Annotated in this window: 16 protein-coding genes and 2 pseudogenes; 12 read left to right on the top strand and 6 right to left on the bottom strand. The window is 67.0% G+C overall.

Going from position 1 to position 26704, the window contains the following annotated elements:
* Positions 1-543 precede the first annotated feature (543 nt).
* The gene (locus EIY87_RS22270) at positions 544-5418 is read left to right on the top strand and encodes a tetratricopeptide repeat protein (protein WP_125311283.1); all 4875 of its coding nucleotides are present in this window, start codon (positions 544-546) and stop codon (positions 5416-5418) included.
* 334 nt (positions 5419-5752) lie between these two features.
* On the opposite strand, the pseudogene EIY87_RS49265 reads toward EIY87_RS22270, so the two are convergent.
* Positions 5753-5889: pseudogene (locus EIY87_RS49265) on the bottom strand (IS110 family transposase); the annotation flags it as partial.
* Positions 5890-6349: 460 nt separating this feature from the next.
* Positions 6350-9154: an NACHT and WD repeat domain-containing protein gene (locus EIY87_RS22260; RefSeq protein WP_125311278.1), complete on the bottom strand. Its 2805-nt coding sequence runs from the start codon at positions 9152-9154 to the stop codon at positions 6350-6352.
* Positions 9155-9484: 330 nt separating this feature from the next.
* On the opposite strand from EIY87_RS22260, the gene EIY87_RS22255 reads away from it, so the two are divergent.
* The 4 genes and pseudogenes from EIY87_RS22255 (at position 9485) to EIY87_RS47690 (ending at position 13200) form a co-directional block, all read left to right on the top strand.
* Complete coding sequence (locus tag EIY87_RS22255) at positions 9485-9844, top strand: peptidase inhibitor family I36 protein (RefSeq protein ID WP_125311275.1); 360 nt, start codon at positions 9485-9487, stop codon at positions 9842-9844.
* A gap of 25 nt (positions 9845-9869) precedes the next feature.
* Positions 9870-10733, top strand: a complete 864-nt coding sequence (locus tag EIY87_RS22250) for a hypothetical protein (protein WP_125311273.1) — start codon at positions 9870-9872, stop codon at positions 10731-10733.
* A 432-nt stretch (positions 10734-11165) separates the two neighbouring features.
* Positions 11166-11318: pseudogene (locus tag EIY87_RS22245) on the top strand (IS701 family transposase); the annotation flags it as partial.
* 559 nt (positions 11319-11877) lie between these two features.
* Complete coding sequence (locus tag EIY87_RS47690; RefSeq protein WP_158641338.1) at positions 11878-13200, top strand: tyrosine-type recombinase/integrase; 1323 nt, start codon at positions 11878-11880, stop codon at positions 13198-13200.
* A gap of 337 nt (positions 13201-13537) precedes the next feature.
* Here EIY87_RS47690 and EIY87_RS22225 read toward each other — a convergent pair whose 3' ends face one another.
* Complete coding sequence (locus EIY87_RS22225; RefSeq protein ID WP_125311762.1) at positions 13538-14743, bottom strand: IS110 family RNA-guided transposase; 1206 nt, start codon at positions 14741-14743, stop codon at positions 13538-13540.
* A gap of 291 nt (positions 14744-15034) precedes the next feature.
* Positions 15035-16279 (bottom strand): IS110 family RNA-guided transposase, encoded by a 1245-nt coding sequence (locus EIY87_RS22220; protein ID WP_125311760.1) that lies wholly within the window; start codon positions 16277-16279, stop codon positions 15035-15037.
* A 429-nt stretch (positions 16280-16708) separates the two neighbouring features.
* On the opposite strand from EIY87_RS22220, the gene EIY87_RS47685 reads away from it, so the two are divergent.
* From EIY87_RS47685 to EIY87_RS22190, 7 genes are all read left to right on the top strand, one after another.
* Positions 16709-16855 (top strand): hypothetical protein, encoded by a 147-nt coding sequence (locus tag EIY87_RS47685; RefSeq protein ID WP_158641337.1) that lies wholly within the window; start codon positions 16709-16711, stop codon positions 16853-16855.
* A gap of 260 nt (positions 16856-17115) precedes the next feature.
* On the top strand, positions 17116-18519 hold the full coding sequence (locus EIY87_RS22215) for a cutinase family protein (RefSeq protein ID WP_158641336.1): 1404 nt from the start codon (positions 17116-17118) through the stop codon (positions 18517-18519).
* A gap of 709 nt (positions 18520-19228) precedes the next feature.
* Complete coding sequence (locus EIY87_RS22210) at positions 19229-21118, top strand: thiamine pyrophosphate-dependent enzyme (protein WP_158641335.1); 1890 nt, start codon at positions 19229-19231, stop codon at positions 21116-21118.
* A complete protein-coding gene (locus EIY87_RS22205) occupies positions 21115-22278 on the top strand; it encodes a 3-dehydroquinate synthase family protein (RefSeq protein WP_125311266.1) in 1164 nt (387 codons plus the stop codon). The genes EIY87_RS22210 and EIY87_RS22205 overlap by 4 nt, the downstream gene beginning before the upstream one ends.
* On the top strand, positions 22275-23321 hold the full coding sequence (locus tag EIY87_RS22200; protein ID WP_125311264.1) for an N-acetylglucosamine kinase: 1047 nt from the start codon (positions 22275-22277) through the stop codon (positions 23319-23321). Before EIY87_RS22205 ends, EIY87_RS22200 begins: the two co-directional genes overlap by 4 nt.
* Positions 23318-24130, top strand: coding sequence for an inositol monophosphatase family protein (locus tag EIY87_RS22195; RefSeq protein WP_125311261.1), 813 nt, complete (start codon positions 23318-23320; stop codon positions 24128-24130). Before EIY87_RS22200 ends, EIY87_RS22195 begins: the two co-directional genes overlap by 4 nt.
* Positions 24131-25477 carry a hypothetical protein gene (locus tag EIY87_RS22190; RefSeq protein ID WP_125311259.1) on the top strand — a complete coding sequence of 449 codons (1347 nt, stop codon included), beginning with the start codon at positions 24131-24133 and terminating at the stop codon, positions 25475-25477.
* 37 nt (positions 25478-25514) lie between these two features.
* Here the strand turns inward: EIY87_RS22190 and EIY87_RS22185 are convergent, their stop codons facing one another.
* Both EIY87_RS22185 and EIY87_RS22180 read right to left on the bottom strand, forming a co-directional pair.
* On the bottom strand, positions 25515-25817 hold the full coding sequence (locus EIY87_RS22185; RefSeq protein WP_158641334.1) for an NUDIX hydrolase: 303 nt from the start codon (positions 25815-25817) through the stop codon (positions 25515-25517).
* Positions 25792-26535: a class I SAM-dependent methyltransferase gene (locus EIY87_RS22180; RefSeq protein ID WP_125311254.1), complete on the bottom strand. Its 744-nt coding sequence runs from the start codon at positions 26533-26535 to the stop codon at positions 25792-25794. The genes EIY87_RS22185 and EIY87_RS22180 overlap by 26 nt, the downstream gene beginning before the upstream one ends.
* Positions 26536-26704 lie beyond the last annotated feature (169 nt).

The raw sequence follows: 26704 nt of genomic DNA, 5'->3' as shown, positions 1-26704 counted from the left end.
GTTAGGCAGCTCATGAAAGCCTGAAGCTGCCGCAGCAAGGGCGACCAACGCCGCCATGATCGCAGGCAGGATCGGTCGGGCAACTGCGTTGCCTCGAATTGACCTGCCGCCCACGACGGCCATTGTGCCACAGGGTTCGTAACGACGGGTTGCCAGAATTGTGACTGAGCGTGGCTGACCGATCTTCGGCCCGCTGGGATACTCCAAGATCTCTCGTCGCAGCCTGCTCAGTTGTCAGTACCTTGAGCAACAAGGCCAGCACTCGGTACGCGGCCTCGCGGCGTGTCCTATGTCTGGCCAGGGCGCCGGTGAGTGCCAGAATGGCCACCAGTGTGAGTCCGGCGCCCAGGGCCACCGCGGTCGCGATGGGTGCGGTCGCGGCGGTGACCGCACCGGCGCCAAGTATGCCGGCCCCGCGCAGAAAGGTTGGTCGTTGGTTCGCCATGGTCATCTCCTGACAGGTTGTCGGTGTCGCACGGTCGAGCGTGGCGAACTGGTAGTCCGGTTTGGTCCGGTGCCAGAAACCGGACGGGGCGGGCGACGGTGACCGACGATCCGATACCGGGGTTTCGCGCGCGGCTGCGGGAACTGCGCGTCAAAGTCGGCAACCCGTCGTACGAGGCGCTTGACGCCGCGGCTGGCCAGGCGACCGGCTCAAGGCTTGCGAAGCAGACGACGAAGGACCTGTTGGCGGGATCGGGACTACCCCGATGGAAGACGGTTGAGAAGTTCGTGCGGGCTTGCGGACGGTACGCCACGAGCCAAAAGCTGGGGGTGCCGGTTGACGTGGCGCGTTGGAAAGACGAGTACGACCGGGCGCAGCCCAGGCCTGCGGACACCGATGGTCCGCTGCGGCAGCCGTACCGGGCAGCGGACACGGCGGAGACTCCAGTTCGACTGTTGCGGGCGGAGTATGCGATCGTGCCGTTCGCCGGGCGGGACGAGCAGACCGTCCTGCTGGACTGGTGCCGGCAAGTCGCCGGTGGGGACCGTACGGGCGTCGCGGTCGTGTGCGGCGTCGGTGGCGCAGGCAAAACCCGGCTGGCCCTCGAGTTGGCGCATCAGCTCCATACCGAGAAGTGGACAACCGGGGTGCTACCCAAGGACACCGATCCCGGCCCGCTCGCCGCGGTGACGGGGCCGTTACTCGTGGTGCTCGACTACGCCGACGGCCGGGTCCAGGACGCGATCGCCCTGTTCAAGGTCCTGCGCATGCGACCAGGGCCGCCGGCGGTCGTCATGTTGACCGCGCGGTCGTCCGGCGGACAGTGGCTGACGGACATCATCGGCTCACTCGACGACGACCGACACGCGTACCGGCGCGAGGAGATCGACCTTCCCGACCACCATCCAAACCCGCGCGACATCTACGCCCGCACGGTCGCCGCTCTCCGGACGGACGGTCAGAGCCGACTCGTGCTGCCCCAACCGGCCGCAGAGACCCGCTGGACAACCCTGGACCTGGTGCTGCTGGGCTGGATCGCCGCAGCGGGGGCGACCTCCCTGCCGGCTACCCGCGAGGAGCTGTACGACGAGGTGCTGCGGCACGAAGAGAACTACTGGTGCACGGTCTACACCCGGTTCCGCACGGACGTCGCACCGGACCGTGCACTGCTCCGGCGAGCCGCGGCGTGTGTTTCCCTCGTCACGCCGCTAGAAGAGGCCATCGACACCGTGCTTACCGCGATAACGGACCTCGCCGAGGACCCGACGGAACGGCGCACGGTCCGGCGCACCCTGCAAACCTGCCTCAGCTCGGCGGACGGCGAGGGGCTCGCCGTCCGCCCTGACCCGGTCGCCGACCACCTACTTCGTGAGCTGCTTCGAGACGACGCGCTCGTACACCGTGCGGTCACACGAGCAGGCGAGGATCAACTCGAGGTGGCCCTGCTGGCCATGGACCGAGCCAACCAGGACATACCGGACGCAGTTACCGACCTGCTCGTCACACTGGTCGACGCCGACCCCAGCCGGTGGCGGGCAGTCCTGGCGGTCGCAGTGAAGCGAGCAGGTGTGGCGCTTTGCGCTTTGACGCGTCTCGCCGACCGACCGAACAACCCGCTGCCGCTCGATGAGCTGTCGACGGCCATTCCTTACTCGTCACAGTCGCTATTCGAGCTGGGACTCATCGTCGACGAACGTCGTCTCGATGTGGCACGGACGGCGGCCGGCGAGGAGCTGACCAGGCGCTTGATCGATGTTCATCATCGAGCCATGAAAGCCGGTGATCTCCCACGGGCCCTGAGCTGTGTCGTCGAGGCGGTCGACCGGCTCCGGGATCTCGCTGCCGAAGATCCGGCCACATACCTGGTCCACCTGGCCGGCGCACTGAACAACCGCGGCGCCATACTGACGAACCTGGGCCGCCACGAGGAGGCTGTGGAACCCATCCAGGAGGCCTCCGGAATCCTGGGCGAACTGGCAGATCCTGCCGCGCGGTCCCAGTTCGCGTTGTCGATGGCCAACCTCGGAAACCTGTCATCAATGCTTGGCCGGCATGATGAGGCGGCCCGGTACTGCCATGAGGCCGTCGAACTACTGCAGGACCTCGCGGCCTGTGATCCTGTCGAATATCGCGCCAAACTCGCCACGTCGACGCAGATCTTGGCGTCCGTGCGGTCGAGGATGGGACAGTATGACAAGGCCCTCGCCTGCAGTGCGGAAGCCCTCGCAACCCGCCGGAGCATGGTGGCCGACGACCCTCACCACCTACCCGAACTCGCCGAGGCGCTGAGCAACGTCGGCGCGATGCTGCTGCGGACCGGGCGTTACGCCGAAGCGCTCGGACACTGCGCCGAGACCGTGCAGCTCTACCGTGAGCTGGCCGCGAGCAATCCCGCCAGCTACCGGCCAGGTCTGGCGCTTTCGCTGTACAACCTGGGCGGCGTGTTCACGAAGCTGGGACGGGCGGAGGTGGCACTCGACTACAACCTGGAATCCGTGCGTATCTATCGCGAACTGAGTTCGAGGATCCCGGCGACTCATCAGCCCGATTTCGCGATGTCCCTCAACAATCTCGCATCCGCGTTCCTCGGCATCAAGGACTATGAGCAGGCCTCTCTCACGAGCCGGGAGGCGGTCGCCAACTACCGGCACCTGGCCCACCGATCCACTGCGTGGCAACCCGGGCTCGCGATGTCCCTCAGCACTCTCGGCGCCATACTGATCGGGATGGACTCGCATGACGAGGGAATTGCCGCCCTCCAGGAGGCCGTCACCCTCTACCGACGCTTGGCCACTGAGAATCAGGACCACCGAGCCGATCTGGCCGGTGCACTGCACAACATCGCCGCTGTACTCCCGCTCATGGCGGATCCGCAGTCATCGCTGGAGTACAGCCAGGAGGCCGTCGACCTCTTCCGCGCGCTGGTAGCCGACAATCCCACCGCCCATCGACCCGAACTCGCGGGAGCTTTGCACAACCACGGCGACACGCTCATCAAGCTCCGGGCGTTCGAGCAAGCACTGCCCGCCAGCCAGGAGGCGACCAAGCTCTACCGACAGCTCAGCGCCGACGACGCGACCGCGTACCGGCCAAACCTCGCTGCCGCACTGCACAACCTCGGCACGAGCCTGTCGGAAAGCGGACGCCATGCGGAAGCACTACCCCGTTGTCAGGAAGCCGTGACCCTTCGGCGAACTCTGGCCGACCGCGACCCCACCACAGGGCTTCTGCCCCTCATCGAATCGACGCACCTCCTTGGCACCGTGGCACTACGCGTGGGCTGGTTCGACACCGCTCTGGACCACAGCCGATCCGCTGCAGAGTGCTACCGGCAACTCGCCGACGCCGATCCAGCCGCGTATCTGTCCAACCTCGCCGGCGCTCTGCACAACGTCACCTTGGCACTGAGCGAGCTGGGGCGCGACGAAGAGGCGGTGGCGCCGAGCAGAACCGTCGTCGACCTCTATCGCAGGCTGGCCACCGATAACGGCGCGGAACACCTACCCGACCTTGCCCGGGCGCTGAACAACCTCGGTGCCCGGTTGGTGACGCTCGGACACTTCGAGCAAGCACTGGATCCGGTCCAGGAAGCCGTGGACATCCGCCGCCGTCTGGCCGCCGACAACCCGGCTCACCTACCTGACGTCGCGGCCTCGTTGAGCAACCTCGGCGTCCTGTTGGCCGAAACGGACCAACATGACCATGCCCTGGAGCACAGCAGCGAGGCCCTGGTTCTCTTTCGACGACTGGCGGACGAGAACCCGCCTTACCGTCTGGGTCTCGCGACCTCGTTGAGCAGAACCAGTTCTATCCTGTCTTCCCTGAACCAGCAGGGACAAGCGCTGGCATACGCGAAGGAGGCCGCAGGACTGCACCTGGAAGCGGTTCTCGTCGACCCGCTCGCCCACCTGCCGGAGCTGCTCCGCTCGTTGCGGAAACTCACCGCCGCGGACACCTCCCGGACGGCGTGGACTGAGGTGCTCGCCGAGGTCGCCGACAGCCACACCCGCGCTGTATTACGCACGGAACTGGCCCGGTGCAGCTCGCCGGACCAGGCACGGCGAGAACTCCAACTCGCCGCACAGGAAGCAGCCGTGCCGCCGGAATTCGTCTCGCTCGCCTTAGCTGGTGTTGCTCGGCAGACCGTACGAACCGCGGTCCTCGACCTCGACTTCGACCTCGACAATCTGCCTGGGTGGGCGACCACGGCACTGCCGGAGGCCCATCTCGAACTGCTCGGCGCGCTCCGCGCGGCAACGAACTGGCCTGCGCTGCGTGCGGTACTCCACGAACATCGCGACACCGTCGAATCGCCAAAGCTGACCGCCACAGTGGACACCTACCATGCCTTGCACCCGGCCGACCCGGCGCCACGCGCGCTCCGGCGACTAGTGGAGGAAATCCGCACGCATGGATACGACACCTACGTCAGCATGCAGGAAACCTTCAACACTCACGTGAGACTGCTCAACGAGTGGACCGACGCGACGTCCTGGACGCGATCAGCCGAGTTCTTCCGCGAGAACCAGGAGGCACTCACCGACCCCGAACTCGCCCGAAAATTGTCCACAAACAACAGCGCCGTAGCCAGACAGCACCTGGGCATCATCCAACTGGCCACCACTGAGACGGTTGATCATGCCTACGCGATCGCCACCGACCCAGCCATCGCGGAGGAGGCGGTTTTCGATGCCATCGAATCCGGCGACACCAAACGGCTGGCCGCCATCGCGGCAGCCGCACCCGACCTCCGCACGCACTCCACCACCTGGAGCCTGCTCTCGGCCGTGTTGTGCCTCGCCGACCACAACCTCGACGAAGCGGCGAGCCTCGGCCGGCAAATCGCCGAGCAGGGCAGCCCGATCGTCCGTCGCGCCCACGCCGTTCGGCTGCGCTCGTTCGGCGCACACAACCCGCGAATAGCCGGAGTACAGGACCTCGTGACCATCATCGACCCGACGGACAGAGCATGATGGTCATGCCATCCGAAGGCGGACCGAGGATCGCCCGTGGCGCACCCCAAGCGATCCAAGTGGCCGATCGATGACACCTCTGGAACAACCCCGGCCAGGCCGTCGGAAGGCACCATCGCGCGCCGCCGCACAGCCTACACTCCAATCTCAGCCCCGAACCACTAACCGCTCAGACACCGACTCAACCTGGCGGTGCGTGCAGCTCGATCGCCGCTAGGTGCCACCTGAATATCCAGTCGAGGAAGGCGGGGCCGTAGTCGCTTTACTGTTTGAGGTCCTAGTGGCGCAAGGCGAAGTTGTTGGCGATGTCGAATAGTACACCTTCGTCCTTCCTGAGTAGGCCGCAGATGCGGTTCCTGATCCGGGTGGCTTCGCCGGCGAGGTCGTCGTCAAACCCGGCCAGCACCTCCAGCTCGGCCAGGGCCTCGTTGCCGACGCCGGCCGGCGCAGGGTGTGGTCCGGGAGCGTGCGGCGTCTGCGGCGTTCTTGCCTGTACTTCGCTCCTCCACCCACCGCCGGGCCAGCGCAGCGGTGGGTGGAGGAGCCCGCCGGAGGAACAGTTGGCGACAGCTGCCGGGCAGGATAGCCAAGCCGGTGATGCTGCGTGGGGTCCATCGGTCCAGCATGCGGGGCCGTCTCCGGGACGCGCGTCGACTTCTGGCCTGGGTGGCCTCGGCACCTGGCTGGCCCCGAATGGCCGCTTCTGCTCACCCAATTCCTGGGCGTACTGGCCGGGCCGTTTCTCGGCGCGCGCATACAAGCGAGTTGTCTGCAGCCATCTGATCTGCACAGAAGAATACGTCGGCTTGAATACCGTACCTCCGCCAGTCTGGCTATGCTGGCATATCGTACGGCGCTCCTCTAGCGTCCGGTTGAAGGGTCCGTTGTTTGCACGCGGTCTCACGTATTACTCAATTCACTTTTGGGATTGTCACCCCACGTGCTCCGCAACGATTTTGACGCTGACCTCCCACACGTTAACTCGGTTGTGTAGGTCCACCGATACAAGTTGGTGTCGATTTGCCCCGAAGACAACCGACTTGGGAAAGTCCTGGGTCGTCAGAGTGGCTATCGTGCGCGGCGCCTTCCCGTCCGATATGTCGATGAGCTGTATCGTATTGAAGGAGCTAAAGATCAAAAACTTCCCGTCGTCGCTGAATTGAGGATGGCTACCACCTGGCGTGATAGGCAGCTGTGCGATTTGGTGAGGGTGAAAGATGTCGCGGGTATCCCATAGATGATATCGCCGTTCCGGGCTGCTGGACTCCTCTTCTGTGATCAGGCTCCGGCCATTTCGACTGAAGGCGCTGATAACTCCGAGTTCGCGCGGAAGTTCGTCGCCGCCGTCTCGCGAAGGGGGCTGGTCGGCGTGGTCCCACACTTGGTAGCCGTCATAGCTCGTCTTCCTGACGAAGAGGATTCCTGTAACACCGAGAGCGACAGCGTCTGGCTTGTCGGGAAGCCCGGCCACCTCGCGAGGTTTTCGTGGTGTGCTGATGTCCCAGGTTCCCGTGGTGGCGCCTTCATGCGACGGATGACCTGTTAGCAGGGCGCCGTCTGGGCTAAATGCCGGAGCTCCGTCGTTGGGAACTGATGACAGTGCTATCGGGCTGCGAGGGTTGGCCACATCGAACAGGCGTGTCGAATGAGCGGCCTCGCTTACAGCCAGCAGGCGGCCGTCGGGGCTGAAGGCAAGGGAAGCTTGAGCGCTTGTATCCGTTGTAAATGTGGCCAAGAGCCGGATCATCGGGATCTGCCATAAACTTACGATGCCGAAAAGGTTTACGGCTGCAGCAATGTGGCCGCCGGGCTGGATCGCGACATCACCCTGAGATGTGGGATCGCTGGCGATGCGTAGCTCCTTGCTCCCGGCGGCGGACAGGAGAGCGTCACGCGCCTCGTCGGTCGGGGCGACGCGATAGGCGGCGAGGCCGAGGCGCACTGCCGATGCCGTGTCGTGGTTGGTGTAGAGAGCGAGCGCTTCGGTAGCCATCTGCCGAGAACTCAAGGTCCGCTCCTGGGCGAGTGTGTGTTCGCGCTGCTGGACGGCGACGACGGCGACAGCAGAAACTGTCACGAGAAGGACGACGAGGGCCGCGACGAGCCATCGCAGTTGCCGGTTGCGGCGCTGCTGCTGTGTGTGTTCGCGGGCTTCGGCTTCGCGGCTCGCCTCGAGGAACTGCTGTTCCCGAGGTGTCAACCCATGGTCGCGATCTTGAAAATATTCGTAGGCGACGGTTAGCCGCGTACCGCGCAGCAGGCCGCCCGGATCACGAGCTTCTGCTTCCCAGGCGGCAACCGCGTCGGCAACAAGACGGTGGATGCGTCGACCGTCGCGGTCGGTGGTCAGCCAGTCCCGCAGTCGCGGCCACGCCTTGATTATCGATTCGTGAGCGAGGTCGACGAATGTGACGCCAAGGGTGATCAGCCGGGCATCGACCAACCGGTCAAGCACGACGTCCAGATCCGGATCAGTGGGGTCGAGTTCGTCCCGCGGGATGCGGCGTTTCGTGTCCTCGGTGCTCTCACCGATCGCGGTCAGGCGCAGGAACAGCTGCTTGGCTGCACGCTGCTGGGCGGCGTCCATTGTCTCGTAGAGCTGTTCGGCGGTGCGGGCCAGGCCACCGGCGATACCGCCGGTCGCTTGGTACCCGGCCAGGGTCAGCCGGTTGCCGCTGCGCCGCCGCCACGTCTCCCGCAACGCGTGGGACAACGCCGGCAGCACTCCGACCTGCCCCTCTGTCTCCGCCACCAGCTGCGCCACCAGCTCACCCTCGACCGAATAGCCAGCTCGGACGGCCGGCTGGACGATCGCGTCGCGCAGCTCACCGGCCGTCATCGGACCGACCAGCACCTGAGCGTCGGTCAACGCCGCAGCCAGGGCGGGGTGCAGGGCGCAATGGGCGTAGAAGTCCGCCCGCACCCCTACCACGATCCGGCATCGTGCCCCGTCGGCGGCTGCCGCCGTGAGCACGGCGTCGAAGAATCCCGTGCGTTGCTCCCCGTCGGTGCAGAGCGTGAAGACTTCTTCGAACTGGTCGATGATCACGATCAGTTCGTCCTCTGCCGTGGCGGCGAGTGCCTGGCGGATGGCCAGGTGCAGGTTGCGCGCGTCGGCACGCAGCTCGGTATACAGCTGCGCCGCTGTCGTTCCGGTCAGCGCGGCCAGCTGCACAGCACATTCCTCCAGCGGCCGCGAGCCGGGCGTGAACAGCACCTCCCGCGACGGGACAGCGGAAGCCCGAAGACGAGGCAGCAGGCCGGCGCGCAACAGCGACGACTTTCCCGAGCCCGAGGGACCGAACACCGCGAGAAGACGCTGCCGGGCCAAGCGGCCCGCCAATTCGTCCACCACCCGGTCACGACCGAAGAACCGGTCGGCATCACCGGGCTGGAACGCCGCCAGCCCCGCGTACGGTGGCTCCCTGTGATCGCCGTCCGCGCCATCGGATTGCGGGCCGGCTTCAGCGGTGAGCGTGGCAGCAGTGTCGTGCCAGCGTCGTTCCCATGCCACCACGTCACCACGACAGGCCTTGACATACCCCAAAGTCACCGTCAGCGAGGGCAGCTTCTTGCCTCCGGCTGCGTCGGACAACGTACTGGCCGAATAGTGCGCCCGCTGTCCCAGCGCCCGGTACGTCGGACTCCCTGCGTCCATACGCAGTTGCCGCAAATCGGCCGCGAACTGCGACAACACCCCGCCATCATGATCAAGCGGCTGTTCCTGACGCGGCATGAGCCACCACCTCCCCGCCCGGCTCCCATTCTCCGGGGGATGTTGTTCGCTGTCGAGATCCCGGCACCGAACAACCCCGACAGGCTAAACCAGAGCAGGACAACGGCCAGGACGCCCGCAACGCGTCACCATTGAGAATGCGGTGCACCCGCCTGGAGAGGCAACGTACCGGCCCGATCGACACCATCGCCGGACCGGACACTCAGGCGGTACGCGAACTGGTTGGCCTGAGCCGAAATCACACCTGAGTATGACCGAAATCGGTCAACGATTCGCCGAGTATCCGCCCATCGGTGAGCGCTGACCCTCAAGGAAGAGGAGATGTAACTCGTGAAGAAGTTGCTGGCAGGCGGCCTGACGTTGGCCGCGACAGGTCTGTTCATCGGTGTCGCTGCGGTGGCACCGGCGGAGGCGTCCGCGTGCCCTTCCGGGGCTCTGTGCGCCTACCTGAGCAAGGACTACGCAGGAGATCCCGGCACGGTGTACGACAACAACACCAACCTGCTCCAGTACAGCAAGTTCAACAACGCGGTGTCGGTGTCCAACAGCGGTACCAAGTGCACGGTCCGTATCTACAGCGGCACCGGCTACACCGGCAGCCACGTGGACATCCCCCGCGGCTACGGCATCGGTAACCTGTCGGGCACCCCGTTCTACAAGAACGTCGCGTCGAACTACTGGTGCTTGTGACCGTATGCGAGTCACGCTTGCGGCCGTGGCCGCGCTGTGCTTGCTGCCGCTGGGCGGGTGCGGTGACGCGCCCGCCCAGCCGGGTGCTGTGGCACAACCGGTGCCTCTACACGGCGCTACAGTGACCCCACCGGAAGTCGACCGAGCATTGCACGAGGCTGAGGAGCGCTCCGTCGGTCTCTGTATGCAGAAGCGAGGGTTTTCCTACCAGCCTGTGCCGGCACGTCAACTGCCATTCACCGAGAACCCCTATGGGCTGCTGTCCGAGAACGAAGCCTCTGTCGACGCCTACGGAATCACTGCACTCGCACTCACCGCTGCTCCTGACGACCCCAACCTCGAGGTTCTCGCTCGACTCGAATCGGCGGGGCGTGCAGCCTGGCAAGCGACGCTGACGGGAACGGCACAGCATCGGATAGTGCTCGCAGCGCCCGGCGCGGCCACGTTGACCATCAGTACCGACGGATGCGCATTCATCGGACGCGAAACGCTCTACGGTCAAGGATGGGAACAGCAACAGCTCACCCTGGACGGCTTGAGTGCCGATATCGTGTCCACTGTTCTCGCCGACGCCGGATTCCGTAAAGGAGAGAAGGCCTGGGCGACATGCATGCGCCGACTCGGCGAGGTCGCCGAGTCGCTGCAACAAGCACGGGGCCTCATCCAGGAGGCGGTGACCCGAGCCGACGACAGAGCCAGCTTACGGAGGGTGGGCACCGACGAACTTCGCATTGCTCGTCACGATGCGGCCTGCCAACACCAGGCAAATCTGGCCGAGGTGGTCCGGTCCGTGCAGGACCGCGTTCAGGCGCAGCTTCCGGAGTCTTCCTGGCGGGTGGTCGGTTCTGTCATCGATGGAAGGCAGCGTGCCTTGCGGAGCGGACGGTAAGCGATCGGGCGGGCTCACCGGGTACCGCATCGGCGGTCTGGTTGACAGAGCGAGCGGGTCCAGGGTGATCGGCATGCCGGGGATCCGACGAGACGCGGCGAGCGGAAGCGGCTCGTTTTGGCGGGCTTCGCTGTGTCGATCACGGTGAGGGTGTCGCCGACCGCAGGGGTCGACCGTCAAGCGATGGTGACAACTCGGTTCGGTCGTCAGCGCACAACGCGGATTCTGCCAGGAGGTCACCTGGAGAAGAACCCGGCTCGAGCTCTACCTGGGGCCTGCCGGCTCCCAGGTCAGGCCCGGGGTTGGTTTGAGTCACCGCGGCATGAAGACGCAGAACTCTCCTGGGGTCAGTTCTCACGAAGCGACGACAGCAACGTGCAGCCGCGCAAAGCCAGGGTGGTAGCTGACGCGAGACCGGACTTCCCGCGCTGGGCCAAGAACGAAGCCGGACTCGATCACTACCAGGTCCGGTCCTGGCGGGCGTGATATGCCCACATCACGCTGTCGATGCTGGCCCATGCCTGGCTCGCCGTCTCCCGCTCCCTGGCCATGAAAGGGGAGTCGGTGTCGGCGAACCAGGCATGATCGGATCACGCTACCGGAGATCCGGCGCCTGCTGACCAGCCTTGTCCTGCGTGTCACCGACGCCGCCGAGCGCGTCTGGGCCTGGTCACGCTTCCGCCGCCGACGACGACACCAAGCCCGCCTCAGCCACTACAAACGACGCGGCTATCCACTCACCTGACTGCCGTTGCAGTACTAGGGCTATCCGCGCGAATTTCGACGAGGCGCGATCGGCCTGAAGCTGCCGCGTGCGTGGCGCCGACATCCGCTATTCGGCATGAGAGTGCGTACGGACTGGTCGTTCCGGTTTGTGCATCTGGATGCCGGCTGGCGCCTGCGTCGTCTTTGAGGGCGGACGCTGAAGATGTCTGCGGCGGGGAACTGCACTGTTGGGCCAACGCCTCGTTGGTCTCAGCCGGGTGTGGAGGTCGTTGTGGCGTGGGTGGAGCAGTGCGGCAATAGGTCGTGGCGCGTGAGGTATCGACGGCAAGGTTTCGGTGTTCGTTCAGTGTCCGGGTTCGGCTCGCGGCGTGACGCTGCCGCTTACGCCTCCGGGTTGGAGGTTGATCGGCGTCGGCGGGTGTGGATCGATCCGGCGGACAGCGCGGTCACGGTCGCTGACTGGGTGGCGCGGTGGTTCCGGTCGCTGGATCTTGACCTGCGGACGATCGAGAGCTACCGGAGTCGGTTGCGGTGTCACATCCTGCCGAAGTTCGGTGACCTGCCGCTGGGTGCGATCACAGCGTTAGGCGTCACCGAGTGGGCTCGGGAGTTGGAGCGGGCCGGTTTCGCCCCGTCGACGGTGAGTTCGCAACTCAACCTATTGTCGATGCTGCTGACTGATGCCGCTGACGAGCGGCTGATCCCGTTCAATCCGGTGCGCCGGCGGAGGCGTCGTGGTCGGCAGTCACGGCGGGCGGTGGCGGAGCGGGTCTGGGCGACGCCGGAGCAGGTGGTGCGGATCGCCGAGCAGGCCGGTCTGCTCGGTGGGCCGATCGCGCGGCTGCTGGTGATCACCGCGGCGTGGACCGGGTGCCGGTGGGGTGAGCTGGCTGGCTTGCATCGGGACAATGTCGAGCTCCGACGCGGCGTGATCGTGATCGATCCGCTGGTGGGTGCGCTGCACGAGTCCGGGTCGATGCGATGGCTCGGTCCGCCGAAGACCCGGGCCTCCGCGCGGACGATCGCGCTGCCGCCGTTCCTGAGGGAGTTGCTGCGCGAACATCTCGCGCGGCACCGGTACGGGTTCGTGTTCACGACGCCGAGCGGGACGTGGCTGTGGCGTTCGACGTTCCTGCGGCGCGTCTTGCGCCCGGCGGTCGACGGCAGCGAGGCGTCCGGGGCGAAGGCGGGCTGTGCGGCGGTCCGGCCGGGGTTGACGTTCCACGGGTTGCGGCACAGCCACAAGACCTGGCTGATCGCGGGCGGCGCTCCGGAGATCGCCCAGGCCCGCCGGCTCGGTCATCACCTGGACAACCGGGTCATCGAGACCTACTCCCACGTCGCCCCGGAGGTCGAGCAGCGGCTGCTCGATGACCTCGAGCGCCGCTGGCACACCGCGGCGCCGCTGCCGCCCACGCCGTCACCGAGTGTGGCCGACGGTGGGCGAATGGCGCCGGTTGTCCCCCTCTTCGCCACGGTGGGGGTCACCCGTCGACCGGGCCGGGGAGCAGCGGGAACACCGCGCCGACGCCGGACCGGGGCTGGGGCAGTGCTCCAGTTTTGCCCCAGCAGGAGCACAAGATCTCGCGGAACAACGATCACCGAAGATCGAACCCGGAATGCAGAAAACCCCTCCGACCAGCCACAACGGCTGAAACGAAGGGGTTCCTCACGATGTGGAGCTAAGGGGACTCGAACCCCTGACCCCCTCACTGCCAGTGAGGTGCGCAAGACCTTCTGACCTGCGGTTTCCGTGAATCCGCAGGTCGGCTGGGGCACTCTGGGGCAGTTCAACGGACTTCAGCGCGGTTGAGTGCGGTTCTGGAAGGGGCTTTGCCCCAGCTGTGCCCCAGTGAAATTAGTGAGAGAACTGTCCGCGTTCGTCTCGAACTGCTGTGCGGCCGACCGCGACCGTGTGCTTGGAGTTAGCCGAGCAGCATAAAGTCAAGCGGCGCCGAGCCTCCCGATCCCCGTTACCGTTTTCGTAGTTTCTGATCAAGGAGCTGTGGTCACCAGGTCCGGCATGACTTGCGCCCCCAGTCGAACCCATGATCCGGGGGGGTGTCCCTATGGATTTGTCAAGCCGCGGTGGGGACGGTCGCGGGTTCGGGGTGGCGGTAGTGGGTGCCGTTGCGGAGCATGGCGTAGAGGACGTCGCAGCGGCGTCGGGCCAGGCAGATCAGCGCGGCGTTGTGTTTCTTCCCCTCGGCCCTCTTCTTGTCGTAGTAGGATCTGCTGGTGGGGTCGGACAAGGCTGCGAACGCGGCCAGGAAGAACGCGCGTTTGAGTTTGCGGTTGCCGGTCCGGGCCGGGTGCTCGCCCTTGATGCTGGTGCCGGAGGCGCGGGTGACCGGGGCGATGCCGGCGTAGGCGGCCAGGTGCCCGGAGCTGGCGAAGTGGGAGGCGTCGCCGACCTCGAGCAGGATGCGGGCGGCGGTCCTGACGCCGATGCCGGGCATCGAGGTCAGGACCCCGGCAAGAGGGTGCGCATCGAGTATCCCCTCAACCTGCTCGGCGACTTGCTTGCGTTGCTGGAGAACGGTTTTCAGACTGTCGGCGAGCCTGGGCAGGACGGTGTCGGCGGCCGCGGTGCCCGGGACGGTCACGGTCTGCTCGCCCAGCGCGGTCATGATCGTCTCGACCAGCTTGTCGCCGACGCGAGGTGCGTGGACCTTGGCGATGGCGGTGAGCTTGCGGCGCCCGGCCTTGGCGATGCCAGCCGGGCCGCCGCAGCGCGAGAGGATTTCCAGCACCGCCGGGTGGCTGATCCGCGGACCGATGGCGTGTTCGAGGGCGGGGTGGATGCCGGTGAGCAGCCCGCGGATCCGGTTGCTGATGCGGGTGGCTTCGCCGGCCAGGTCGTCGTCGAACCCGACCAGCACGTCCAGTTCGGCCAATGCCTCGTCGCCCACGTCGACCGGCCGCAGCGTGTGCGGCAGCGAGCGGGCGGCGTCGGCGATGACGAACGCGTCCCGGGCATCGGTCTTCGCCCGGCCGGGGTAGAGGTCGGCGATGCGACGCATCGCCAGCCCGGGCAGGTAAGCGACCTGATGACCAGCGGCGCGAGCGACCGCGACCGGCAACGCCCCGATCGTGGCCGGCTGATCGACCACGACCAGCAGCGGCCCATGCTCTGCGAGCTTGTCGAACAGGGCTTTCAGCTTGGGTTCAGTGTTGGGCAGCGGCCCGTCATGCAGCCGCTGGCCGTCCGGATCCAAGCCGACAGCGTGATGGGCTTCCTTGCCGACATCCAGGCCGAGGAACACCCCGAAACTGCTGCTCATCCACCATGCCGTTCGTTCGCCGGACGTGGTCACCGATCGAGCATCGATGGCCGGCACCCACGTTACGACGAGACCTACCCCAAGGTGGCCGTGTCCCTATTCAGCGGTCCCTCGATGCCACCAGGCCCGGTGACACCACCCCCCGGATCATGGGTTCGACTGGGGGCGTTAGTCATGCCAGGCCTGGCGACCACAGCTCCTTGATCAGGAACTACGAAAAAGGTAACGGGGGGGGGCACCGGGCCTGGTGGCATCGACCGACCGCTGATAGACCTCCGATCCTGCTAACTGTCAAGCCGCGGTCGCGGTTGGTGTGCGGGGAGCCGGGTCGAAGGCCTTGGCTGGGTCGTAGGTTTGGCCAGTCTGCAGGCAGTGGTGGAGCTGTCCGAGGAAGCGGTTGAACAGGTGCCGCAGGGCGGCGGCGTGACGGTCGCCGCGGGCTCGGCGGCGGTGATAGTGGTCGCGTGGTGCGCCGGCTCGGCCGATGCTGGCGAAGGCCCAGACGAAGCCGGTGGCGTTGAGACGGTCGTTCTTCACGGTCCGGCGGGTGATGGAGATGCTGCGGCCCGAGGCCCGGGTCACGGGTGCCGAGCCGGCGTAGGCCTTGAGGGATCGGGCGTCGGTGAAGCGTGCGCGATCGTCGCCGATCTCGCCGAGGACTCGTGCGCCGGACAGATCGGCCAGGCCCGGGAAGCTGGTGATGATCGCGTAGTCCGGGTGCTGCTGGAACGCCGCGGTGGTGGACTCGGTGAGCTGGTCCGCGCTGGCGCACTCCGCGTTGAGGGTGGCCAGTAGTGCCAGGGCCTGGCGGCCGAACGCCTCCTCGACCACTTGCGGCTGCCGCAGCTGCGGCTTGCGCAGCTCTATGAGGAGCTGCGCGGCCAGGGCGTCGATGCTGCGCTGGCGGCCGGCTCGACGCAGAGCCGCGGCGATGCGCGTCTTGGTGATCTTCGCGGCGGCGGCGGGTGTCGGCGCCAGTGCCAGGACCGCGCGCGCTTCGGCACTCGCCAGGTTGGTGGCACTGCCCTTCGCGAACGCAGCGAGGAAGCCGGGGTAATACTCGCGCAGCACGGCGCGGAGTTCTTGGGTGGCGCGGGATCGCCGCCAGATGGCGTCCTGGGTTGCGCGGGACAGCACCGCGATGGCTTGGACCTGTTCGCTGTCGGCAGGTAGTGGCCGGTGGGCGTGGGCGTCGGTGCGCAGGATGTTGGCCAAGGTCATCGCATCGACGTGGTCGGACTTCTTCCGCGAGACGCTGTGTCGCTCGCGATAGCGCGCCACTGCCATCGGGTTGATCGAGTAGACCCGTCGCCCGGTCTGTCGCAGGCCGGCGACCAGCAGGCCGCGTGGGGTCTCGATGGCCACCGGGATCGGATCGGTCGCTGTGTCGCCGGCGTCGGCGAGCATGGCCAGCAGCTCGGCGAAGCCATCGGCCGAGTCGTCGATGCGGCGCTTGGCAACCAGGGCACCATCGGCGTCGACCAGGGCGACGTCGTGGTGGTCCTCGGCCCAGTCGATCCCGCAGAACACCTTCACTCTCAAGCTTTCCCCTCGGCTAGCTGTTGTGCTGGTCAGAGACCCTGACGAGAACGCGCGGCGCCCTAATGACGAGGCTCTGAGGCCTGACCTCCGATTGAGCCGTTCGCGATCCCAGCGATCCGCGCGGGCACCGGTCTCGACGGAGAACTCCGGCGGTTCCCGGTCACTGAGATGTCCTCCGCGCGAACGGGCTCGGACGACGAACAAACTGCCCGATCAGGTGAACGGGTGGGACGCGGACACGCCGGTCGCGCCGCTCTATCAGGAGGGCTCACAAGCCCAGGGACACCCGAGACGTCCACCAAGCACATCCGGCCCCACCCGTCCGAACGAGCCCAGGAACCCCAGCGTCCGGATCGGGCGGCCAGCCAAAGGCACCCCATCAACTCGTTCGGTAGTCATTAGGGACACCCCGCCTACACCAGCGTGACCGAAGCCAGGACCGAGGAGATGCTCGAGCGCGCATCCGCCGTCGTTGAACGGCTCTGCATCCGCTTCACTCGCGGACTCGGCCTCGATAGCTTCTTCCCCTACGCCGAGTTCGGAGACATCGGGCGCAAGACGGCCCGTTAGCCCCAGGGTTCTTGTTTCGAGTCCAAGCGGGGAGCTTCAGGCGCGGCGATGATCAAACGATCAGGTCGGCTGGACCCGCGGCCCTAGCGCCTGCGCGAGAGGACACAATCCTGCGACGGAGCCAGCAGACCGGACCAATGCGGGCCATATTGGCATATTACGGGCTTGCGAGGGTGTGGTCGGGTGTGGTGCTGTAACGCAGGCTGTGCAGCGTCCGACCTTGGAGGGCATGTCGGCCACATACCGCGCTGGAGGTCCTCGTGCGTCTCGTGGTTATCTCCTCGCTTGCGGTCGTGCTGCTCGGCGCCGGAATTGCCGTGGGCGTGTCGTGGCGGGGTTCGCCCGTGCCTCGACACCCGTCGGTGGTGAGGGATCTGGCGAGTGTGCGTGACTCGTGCCAGGTGCAAGAGTTGGTACTCGGCGTACGTGGCTCCGGTAAGATCGTTGATCAGGAAGCCAGCCTCGGTTCGATCGTGGACAGCGTCTACCACCGGACATCGAGCCATCTGGCTGCAGGCCGGTTGGTGGCGGTTCCGGTCGACCATATGGCGGCCTCGGTGGTGAATCCGGCCACGGCATCCATGTATCGTGACGGTTTGATTCAGGGGCGCGAGCAACTTGTCAATGCCCTGTATCTGTGGAACCACAAATGCCTTGGTTACCGCTTTGCCAACGCGGACTACTCACAAGGCGCCGATGTCGCAGCCGATGTCGTGGACGGGCTGGATCGATCGAATATTACCGACGCGGCGATCTTGGACAAGGTCGATGGTGTCGCCCTGCTGGGCGAACCGCGGTGCAACCCCGCGGACACGACCGGGGACGCCGTGGCCGGGGTTACCCACGCCGACATCCGTGCCTCTGCCACGGCGGCCCTGGCTCCGTTCCCGATCAAAGCCGAGGCTCGACCTCCCTTCACTGTGGCGCTAGCTGGCCGGGTGCATTCCTGGTGCCAGGCCATGGACTCGGTGTGCGCCTTTGACTCGTCGCGCGTGCTGGGATGTGTCGGCAGGAACGTGTTCAAGATCAACGACACTGTCACGGCGGGACTGGAATGTCTGCGGACGTTCCTCGGACCGCATTTCATTTACCGGGAAGCCGGGAGGACCGAGGCCGCAGGCGCGTGGCTGGCGGGCTGGATCACCGGCGCGCCAGGTTGGACGACACCGCCCGCCCCGCTGCCACCGGCGATCGCGTCGTCTGTCGTGGCACCCGCGTCTGCACCGGTTCCCGCACCCCGGACGACGACGTCTGGCAGCTCAGCACCGAGTACGCCGCCGACAGTGCCAGTGGCCCCACCGGCCGCGGAGATCGACCCGAATCCGCCGCAGGCGCAGGACCCTGGCCCAGGACCCTTTGACCGCCGGAGCGCGCCAACTCGGGACGGTCGACCGCAACCTCTATTGCAGCCACTGGCCAGGACGGCAAGCAGCGGCTCGGTATCCGAACACGTGGGGATGGCGCTGTGTACTGGATCCGACGGGCGCCTGGCGCAGCAGCGATCAGAACATCAGCGTGCAGGACGCGTGCACCGAGAATTACGGAGCCGGCACCATCTCCCACTACGACGACTACCTGCAGAAAGACTTCTGGCGATGCTGGCACTAGTCACACCACCCTGCTGGTGCACGCTCGGCGCCGCCCCGATTTCGGGGAGAAGGTGAGACTGGTGGTGGGCCTGCACGCCAGGGCAGGCCCACCACCAGCGAGGGGATCAGAGGTCGGTGGCGTTCCCATCGCTCGAATCCGACGGACCGCAGGTCACGAGGACCTTGCGACCTCCGGTCGGCAACAACTAGCTAGTCAGGGTCTCGTACGCGATGTGCACGTCGAGACCCCTGACGGCGATCGCGCCGCTGTGTCGAGCAGGTCGGCGAGATCGTCATCGTCATCCACACCCGGTCTGGCACCGCTGGCTGCCGTGGCGCACCAACAGCGGACGTTGCCCGGTTCCGCCACTCACCGTTGCGTCCGGGGCAGGTGGTATACCACACCCGGCGATTCGGGCCACCTCGACGCCGACAACGTCCTGCACTTCGACGGCCGTGCCGACGACCAGATGAAGATCCACGGCGTCCGGATCCACCTGCATGGCGTCGAGACCGCGCTGCAAGAGCTTCCCGTCACTGCGCACGCCGGCGCCCCGGGCGCCGCACCCCGGCTCGTCGCGCACGTCGTACTTGGACCTGGATGTACCACCGTCCCACCCGTCATCCGGGCCCAGCTGTGTCACATCCTTCCCACGCCGCGATTCCCGCCGAGTTCCGCGCGGCCCGGGAACTTCCCCGGGCTCCTGCCAGCGGCAAACTCGACCGCTGCCAACCCACCGAAGCCCCGGACCCGACCACCCGTAACCGACCACAAAGGATAGTGATGGGCACCCCTGTTACAACCACTTCCGGCACCGCCGAGCTCACCGCGATCGCCGACGGAATGCGGTCCTGGGTCCTGCGCGCCAACAAGCATCCCGGTGGCGCCTCCTCGATGGTCGAGGCGATCACCGCGCTGTACTTCTCCGGGGCCACCACGCTGGCCAATCCCAACGACCGCGGAGACCGGTTGATCTACTCTAAAGGCCACGCGGCCGCCCCCTGGTACTTCGCGCTTTGGGCCCTCGGAGCCTGGCCCGGAACGACCTGGCAAGACCTGGCCGGGTTCGGTCAGCTCGGACACAGCTTGCCGCGGATGCCGCGCCGCGGGGCCGCCCCGCAGATCCCGATGAGCACCGGGGCGCTCGGCCAAGGCCTCTCCTTCGGTGCTGGCACCGCGCTGGCCGACCGGCGCCTGCAGACCAATCGAAGGACGTTCGTCGTGCTCGGCGATGGCGAATGCACCGAGGGCCAGGTCTGGGAAGCCGCGATGACCGCGCCCCGGCTGGGGCTGCGCAACCTCGTGGCCGTGCTCGACGCCAACGGCTCTGGCAGCGTCATCGAACTGCCATGCGACGACTGGGCCGCTCGCTGGCGCGGGTTCGGGTGGAGCACGCGCGAGGTCGACGGTCACGACATCAAAGCGATCACATCCGCCCTGCACGACATCCGCCACGCCACGGGTCCGACAGCGCTGATCCTCCGCACCGTCAAAGGAAAGGGTTTGCTCGCCCCGGCTGAAGGTTCCAACAGCCTCAGCGCCGAAGCCGCCGCCGAGCACATCCCCAACTGGGACACCGTCGCCCTCATCGACGCGGCCGTGGCCGCTGTCGACATCCGCTACCCGGCAGCCGCGTCCCGCCGCGGCGCCGAAGCCGTCCCGGCCGGGACCGCACCGCCCGAACCTCGCCTGCAACTGCCGCAGTCGCCGTCGGGCCATCCGGTCGGCGCGGCCCCGGTGGCCAAGAAGACACTGGCCGCCGATCTAGCCGCCGCGCTCGCGTGCCTACCGATGCTTTGGATGGCACCGGACGCCATCCGCAACTGCGGCCTCCTCGACCGCATGACCGCCACCGGCTCGTGGCACTGGGACATCCCCGAGTCCGACGTACTGCAATGCGCCATCGCCGAGCAGGATGCCGCGTCGCTCGCCGCCGGCGCCGCCGCCGCCGGCCTGTGGCCGGTCCTGGTGTCGATGGAAGGCTTCTACTGGCGGATGCTCGACCAGATCCGCCAATCCATCGCCTTCCCGCAGCTGCCGGTGCTGCTGATCGGCACCTCGGGTGGCCTCGGCGACCCGCTCGGTCCGATGGTTCAGTCCGACGGCTGCCTCACCGCGCTCACCGCAGTGCCAGGGCTGGATATTCTCGAAGCCGGCGACATCAACACAGCGACCGTTCTCGCTCTCGAAGCCCTCTCGTCAGGCCGCCCCTGTTACTTGAGGTTGCCGCACGAAGCCGTCCCCGTTCGTGACACCGTCGCCGACCTCGCCGCTCGTTCCACCGGTGACGGTGTCTGGCAGCTACGGCCAGCCGCCGAGCCCGACGTCGTGATCGCGACCGCCGGTGCCCTTCGCGAGGCCGCGCTCGACGCCGCCGAACTGCTGCACACAGCCGACGGCACCCGCGTCCGTGTACTGGAGATCATCAGCCCCACCCGCGCAGCTCGTCTTACCACTGCCCGCCGGGCCGAGCTCTTCCCGTCCACTGCTCGTCACGCGAGTATCCACAACGCGCCGGCGTCAGTGCTGGGGTCCCTGCTGCCTGATGGCGCCCTGGCCATCGGGGCTGACGGCTACGGCCTCGCGGGATTTCCGCAGTCAGCGCTCTATGCTGCAGTGGGGCTGACCGCGCAAGCCGTGGCCGAGCGAATCCGCGCGGGAGCCAGCGCATGACCATGGTCACCCGCCGCACTGAATCCGCGCTGGAAATCGCCGACACGGCTGACGGATGGCACGTGCAGGCCCGGCGCGTCGACTCGTATGCCATCCGCCTCGCGCCCGGCCTGCTGCCCCAGCTCGGCGAGCTGCTTCGCCCGGTCCTCGGACCCCTCGGCGCGCCAAGAGTCGTTCTCGTCGCCGACAGCGGTATCCCCGACGTCCACCGGCGGGTTGCTCGCGCCGCGCTGGCCGCCCTCGATGTGCCGGTCACGACCGTCGAAATCCCGGCAGGGGAGACCAGCAAATCCGTCGACGGCCTCCAGCAGCTGTGGCGCCAACTCGAGGACGTCGGCACCACTCGCCGGACCCTACTAGTCGGGTTGGGCGGTGGCATGGTCTGCGATCTGTTGACCGCCGCCGCGGCCATCTACATGCGCGGGGTGCCCCATATCTTGGTTCCGACCACGTTCCTGGCGCAACTCGACGCCGCAATCGGCGGCAAGGGCGGGGTCGACGCCGTCGGCACCAAGAACCTCCTCGGCGCCTTCCACCATCCCGCGCTGGTGGTCATCGATCCCGAGCTGACGACTACGCTGCCGGCCCGGCAGCTCCGCAACGGCCTCGCCGAGGCCATCAAGGTCGCACTCGTCGCCGACGCCGAACTCGCCGCCCTGCTCGAACGCGGACCTGTGATCAGTGGCGACCTCGGCCGTCTCACCCGGATCGTCCGGTTCGCGGTCGCGGCCAAGCTGGCCCTGCTCGCACCGGACCCGTTCGAGCTCGGCGATCTGCGTCGCTTGCTGAACCTGGGTCACTGCATCGGGCATCCGCTCGAAGCCGCCACCGGCTATACCCTGCCCCACGGCGAGGCCGTCGCGATCGGCATTGCGGTCGCCGCCGCAGTCGCGACGCTCACCGGCCATGCCACTCAGGCCGAGCGGGACCGGATCCTGCGCCTGCTGGCCGTCCACCAGCTGCCGGTGACCATGCCGCCCGACCTGCGGAACCAGGTATGGGCCGGGGTCCAGGCCATCCGCCGGGTCCGCAACGGCGTCCTGCACCTAGTGCTCCCAACTACCCCTGGTCGCTGCGTCATCCTTGACGACGACAGGCTGACTAGGGGCGTGTTTGATCACGCTGTCTCAGCACTCGAGGGTTGGGGAGGCCAAGCATGACCTCCGAAGACCATTTTCTGCTTTTGGAAGGAGGCGGCAGCCGAACCTGGGCCGCGCTCGCCACCGGCACCAACGTGCTCGGCGTCGCCACTGGCGCGTCCACCAACCCACGGTCGGTCGGCGACGCTCAGGCGACCGTCACAATGACCGAGTTGATCACCCAAGTGCTGGACAGCTCGGCCAGCCACGGACACATCGACCCGATCGGAGTTGTCGCCGCGCACGGCGCCGCCTCTACCACCGCCACCGCGGCCAGCTTCGCGGGCTTGCTCAGCACCGCGTGCAGCTGCGCCGGCATGCCCGGTCTTCCCGTACATGTCGTGAACGACATTCTTCCGGTGCTGCTGCGCAAACCGGACGGCGCGGTCTGCGTGGCGATCGCCGGAACTGGCACCGGGTTCGCCGCCCGGCACGACACCCGCACGGCGCGGGCGTCCGGACTGGAATGGCTGCTTTCCGATGAAGGAGGCGGGCACGATCTCGCCCAAGCCGGACTCCGTGCGGTCGTTCGAGCACTCGACCACCGCGGACCGCAGACCGCGCTGACCGATGCTGCCGCAGCATGGTGTGGCCACGTGTCCGGCCCCCTGGGGGATGCACTATTCGAAACCGTCTATATCAGCGGTCACGCCAGGAAGCCGCACGTCGCCACCTTCGCGCCCTCCGTCCTCGCCGCAGCCACCGCTGGTGACGCGGTGGCCACAGCACTCGTCGACTCCGCCGCCGACGCCCTGGCCAGCGGGGTCCGTGCCGTCTGCGCTGATACGGGAATCACCGAACAGAACCCGCTCACCCTGATCCTTTCGGGCTCACTTCTCACGGGCAGCTCGATGCTGCGTCATCGGCTTACCGAGCTGTTAGGCGGAGTCGTCAGCATCACCGACGTTCTCGAGCACGCGGAGGCCGATCACGCGACCGCGATGCTGGCCCTCGGCCGCGCCCTCCGGCAGACCACACTCCCCGTCATCGCGGACTCGATCCCTTTCTGCGTTAACCAAATGCCCACCGACGACCATCCGGTGTCGGCCGGCGGTGCGGCGTGACACCGAAAAGTCGCGACCGACGGGACGAGCCGGCGCTCTACGACGTGGTCGCTGAGGCACTGCCTGCCTGCCGTGGCGCAATCGATCGTTGGCGGCGAGTCGGCGGTGCGCGGCGGGACAAACTCAACCTCCACGGGCGCATTGAGCCGGTCACAGCGGCTGACGAGCAGGTCCAGGACCTGCTGATCGGGGCGCTGCGTGCGGCGTGGCCCGACGTCACGGTCGTCGCCGAGGAACACGCCACCGAGTTGCCTGCCGAGATCGTTGCGGACTGTGTGGTGGTGGACCCGATCGACGGGACCACGTCGCTGCTGGCGGGGACGCCTGACTACGCGATCGCCGTGTGCCGCGTCCGTCGCGGCCGCTCGAACGAGGCCGTCGTGGACTTCCCGGCCTACCACCTCACGCTCACCGCCACGGCCGCCACCGGCCTGCGCGCTCACGGCGACCTCGCCCGGCTCCCGATGTATGGCTCGGACGTCGTGCTGTGCAGCCCTGCCCAGGTCCCGGCCGCCACCCAGTGGGCCCGCCGCGTCGGCGGCGTCCGCACGGCTGCCGTCGCCACAGCCAGCGTCAAGATGGCACTCGTCGCCACCGGCCGCGCGCAGACCGCGGTCTATCTGCCTGGCGGGCAGGGCGCCGCCGTGTGGGACTACGCCGCGGCCGCACTCCTTGTCGCCGCCACCGGTGGCATCGTCCGCGACAGTGTCGGCCGTGATCTGACCCGCAACCTGCCGGGCTGGATCGATGGCTGGACCGCTATAGGCGCTGCCGGGCAACGTGCCCCGAGCGCACCACGGGAGGCCTGAATGCAATCCACACCGACCACCACCGACGGCTGGCGTGGCCAGACCGGCCCCAGCTACGCCGAACCCCAATTGCTCGGGGCGCTTGACCTCGCCGTGGCTAGGGGTGTCCTGCACGGCACAGTCCTCGTCGGATATGACGGCCGGGCCGGCGCGCACGATATCGCCCACCTCGCCGCCGACCTGCTTGCCGCCCGCGGAGCGACCGCGGTGCTTGCCGATAGTCCAGCACCTACCCCGGGCGTCGGCCGTTACGTTCACCAGCATTCCGAGTTCGACGCGGGGATCGTCGTCACTGCCAGTCACAACCCGCCCGGCTACCTAGGCATCAAGCTCCGTGACCACCGCGGTCACGGCATCACGACGCTCCTCGAGTCCGCCGTCCTCCCGGACGTCACAGAGACATTCCCGGTGACGGGTGGCCTGCACCAACATGCGCCAGTGCTCGGCGCCTACGCCGCCACCGTCGGCTCGGCACTCATCGCGGCAGCCCGTCAGTTCGAGGGCACTGTCGTCATCGATGCTGCTCACGGTGCAGTCGGGATGCTCGGCCCGCATCTACCCGACCTGACTTGGCGGCGCGCTCGACCACTGCCGTTTTTTGCTGGACACACCCCAGACCCCGCTCGCCGACCCGCCGCAGACGCCATCGCCGCGCGCTTGCTGTCCGAACTGCCGGAACGTGACCGCGCAGTCATCGCGATGGTTGACGGCGACGGCGACCGTCTTGCCCTCTGGACTACTCGTTCCGGCTACATCGGTAGTGCCGAGCAAGCGGCGATTCTCCTGCGGTCCGGGCTCCGCCCAGCGAGGGTGGTTACGACAGCGGTCAGCCCGCAGTCCGTTATCCGCACCGCGCGCGACTGCAGGGTCAAGGTCGAGCTGGTTCCGGTGGGGTTCAAGCATGTCGTCGCCGCATGGCACCGCAGCACGGACACGTCTATGATCGGGCTGGAGCCCAACGGTGCGCTGGTCGTCGCCGAGGCGCCGGACGTCTACGTTGAACGCGACAGCCTGACCGCTCTCACAACAATGCTCACCGCACTGCCCACACTCGAACACCTCGACAGGGCGGTCACCGAACTACGGCGAAGCCACCCACACCCGCAGCGCATCATTACCGTCGTAGCCGACAACGCGCAGGTCATCAGTAGGGTCAGTGAGCTTTTGTCCACATGGGACACCAGCACCACCGCTGACGATGTGGCCCTGTTCGGCAACGACAGAACGGGGGAGTATCTCGCAGTTCGCGCGTCCGGCACCGAGCCGGGAACCCGTCTCTACCTCGAAACGACGGCAGCAACGAGCGAAAAGATCATGGCGGCCGTCAGCGCGCATCAGCTGGGGTGAGCCACTCGAGCGCTACTGCCCCGCGCAGAGCGACGTACTAGTCCGTCAGTTCATCCGACAGTACGTGGTTGATGAATTCCGGCCGGCGCATGAGGACCGTTTCCAGGAACTCCCGATCCGGTTTCGGCTCGGCGACCCGGCGGCAACCGAGCGCGATAGCGGCGAACCGGTGATGCGTCGCGTATGCCGCGAGGTAGGTCGAGCCGACTACCTCGACCGAGCTGGCCGCGAATCCTGTCTCCTCCAGCAGTTCGCGAGCCGCGGCCTCGGCAACATCCTCGTCGTCGCCTTTGTCGAGGTTCCCGCCGGGCAGCTCATCGACGGCGTTCGAGCGCGACAAGGCTATAGATCGGGTCGGGTCGCGCTGTTTCCTGATTCGACAACGACGAAATTGCGGAGCACAAGTCGGCGATCCGTGCGCGATCGGTCCCCTGGCACCACGCGACGTGACCGCCCGCGATGTGCTCGCGCCATTGGCGGGGGCTCCTGCCCTGACCAATCCCTACGAAGGTCGCCTCGTCGAGTGGTTGAAGGTCGTGGTCGGCGGCCAGCCGCAGGATTCGGTCGTGATGGTCGGATGCCTGCGGGACTAGCTCCCGGCGCGCGGCGGCGGTCACGTCGGCGAAGTCGCTTGGGGCGCGGAACGGAGCGTCGTTCTTGTCGACAGTGGTGATCAGAACGCCGCCTGAGCGCAAGACGCGGGCTCCCTCCGCGAGCACCGGTTCCGGGTCGCGAAGTAGGTGGAGCACCCAGATCATCAGCACGACGTCGGCGGTGCTCGACCTGATCGGCAGAACCGTCGCGTCACCGAGTACAGTGCGTCTTGGCAGCCGTCGAGACGCCAGTCGAATCATGCCCGCGGATCGGTCGACACCTATGACGAGCCGCTGCTGACCGGCCAGGTGCCGGGTCACGATCCCGCTACCGCAGCCGACGTCAACCACGACACGGGCGGTGTGCGGCAGCAATCGTTCTATACTCGTGGCTGCGGCTACCGCTCTCGGCTCACCACCACGTGTTGCGTCGTAACAATCGGATTCTGCATCGTAGTCAATCACTCAGACAACCTAGCCCGCATCCAGCGATGTTGGCGGCACACCATCCTCGACGACTCCGCAGCCGCCGTGAGGATCTCTATTCGGTCGCCGCCGGGCCACCGCCTTCAGGATGCGAGCGGCATTGCGTCCGGCGTGAGCCCGGCCGCGTCGGCGATGGCCAGCCGTGCGC

Source organism: Amycolatopsis eburnea (assembly GCF_003937945.1).
Classification (GTDB): Bacteria; Actinomycetota; Actinomycetes; order Mycobacteriales; family Pseudonocardiaceae; genus Amycolatopsis; species Amycolatopsis eburnea.
This window is presented reverse-complemented; position numbering and strand designations above follow the sequence as displayed.

What these genes read in the sequence shown, in the direction of transcription:
- EIY87_RS22190 (WP_125311259.1), top strand. Translation starts at nt 24,131, where the DNA reads ATGCAATCCACACCGACCACCACCGACGGCTGGCGTGGCCAGACCGGC.
- EIY87_RS22260 (WP_125311278.1), bottom strand. Translation starts at nt 9,154, where the DNA reads ATGCCGCGTCAGGAACAGCCGCTTGATCATGATGGCGGGGTGTTGTCG.
- EIY87_RS22205 (WP_125311266.1), top strand. Translation starts at nt 21,115, where the DNA reads ATGACCATGGTCACCCGCCGCACTGAATCCGCGCTGGAAATCGCCGAC.
- EIY87_RS22200 (WP_125311264.1), top strand. Translation starts at nt 22,275, where the DNA reads ATGACCTCCGAAGACCATTTTCTGCTTTTGGAAGGAGGCGGCAGCCGA.
- EIY87_RS22210 (WP_158641335.1), top strand. Translation starts at nt 19,229, where the DNA reads ATGGGCACCCCTGTTACAACCACTTCCGGCACCGCCGAGCTCACCGCG.
- EIY87_RS22225 (WP_125311762.1), bottom strand. Translation starts at nt 14,743, where the DNA reads ATGAGCAGCAGTTTCGGGGTGTTCCTCGGCCTGGATGTCGGCAAGGAA.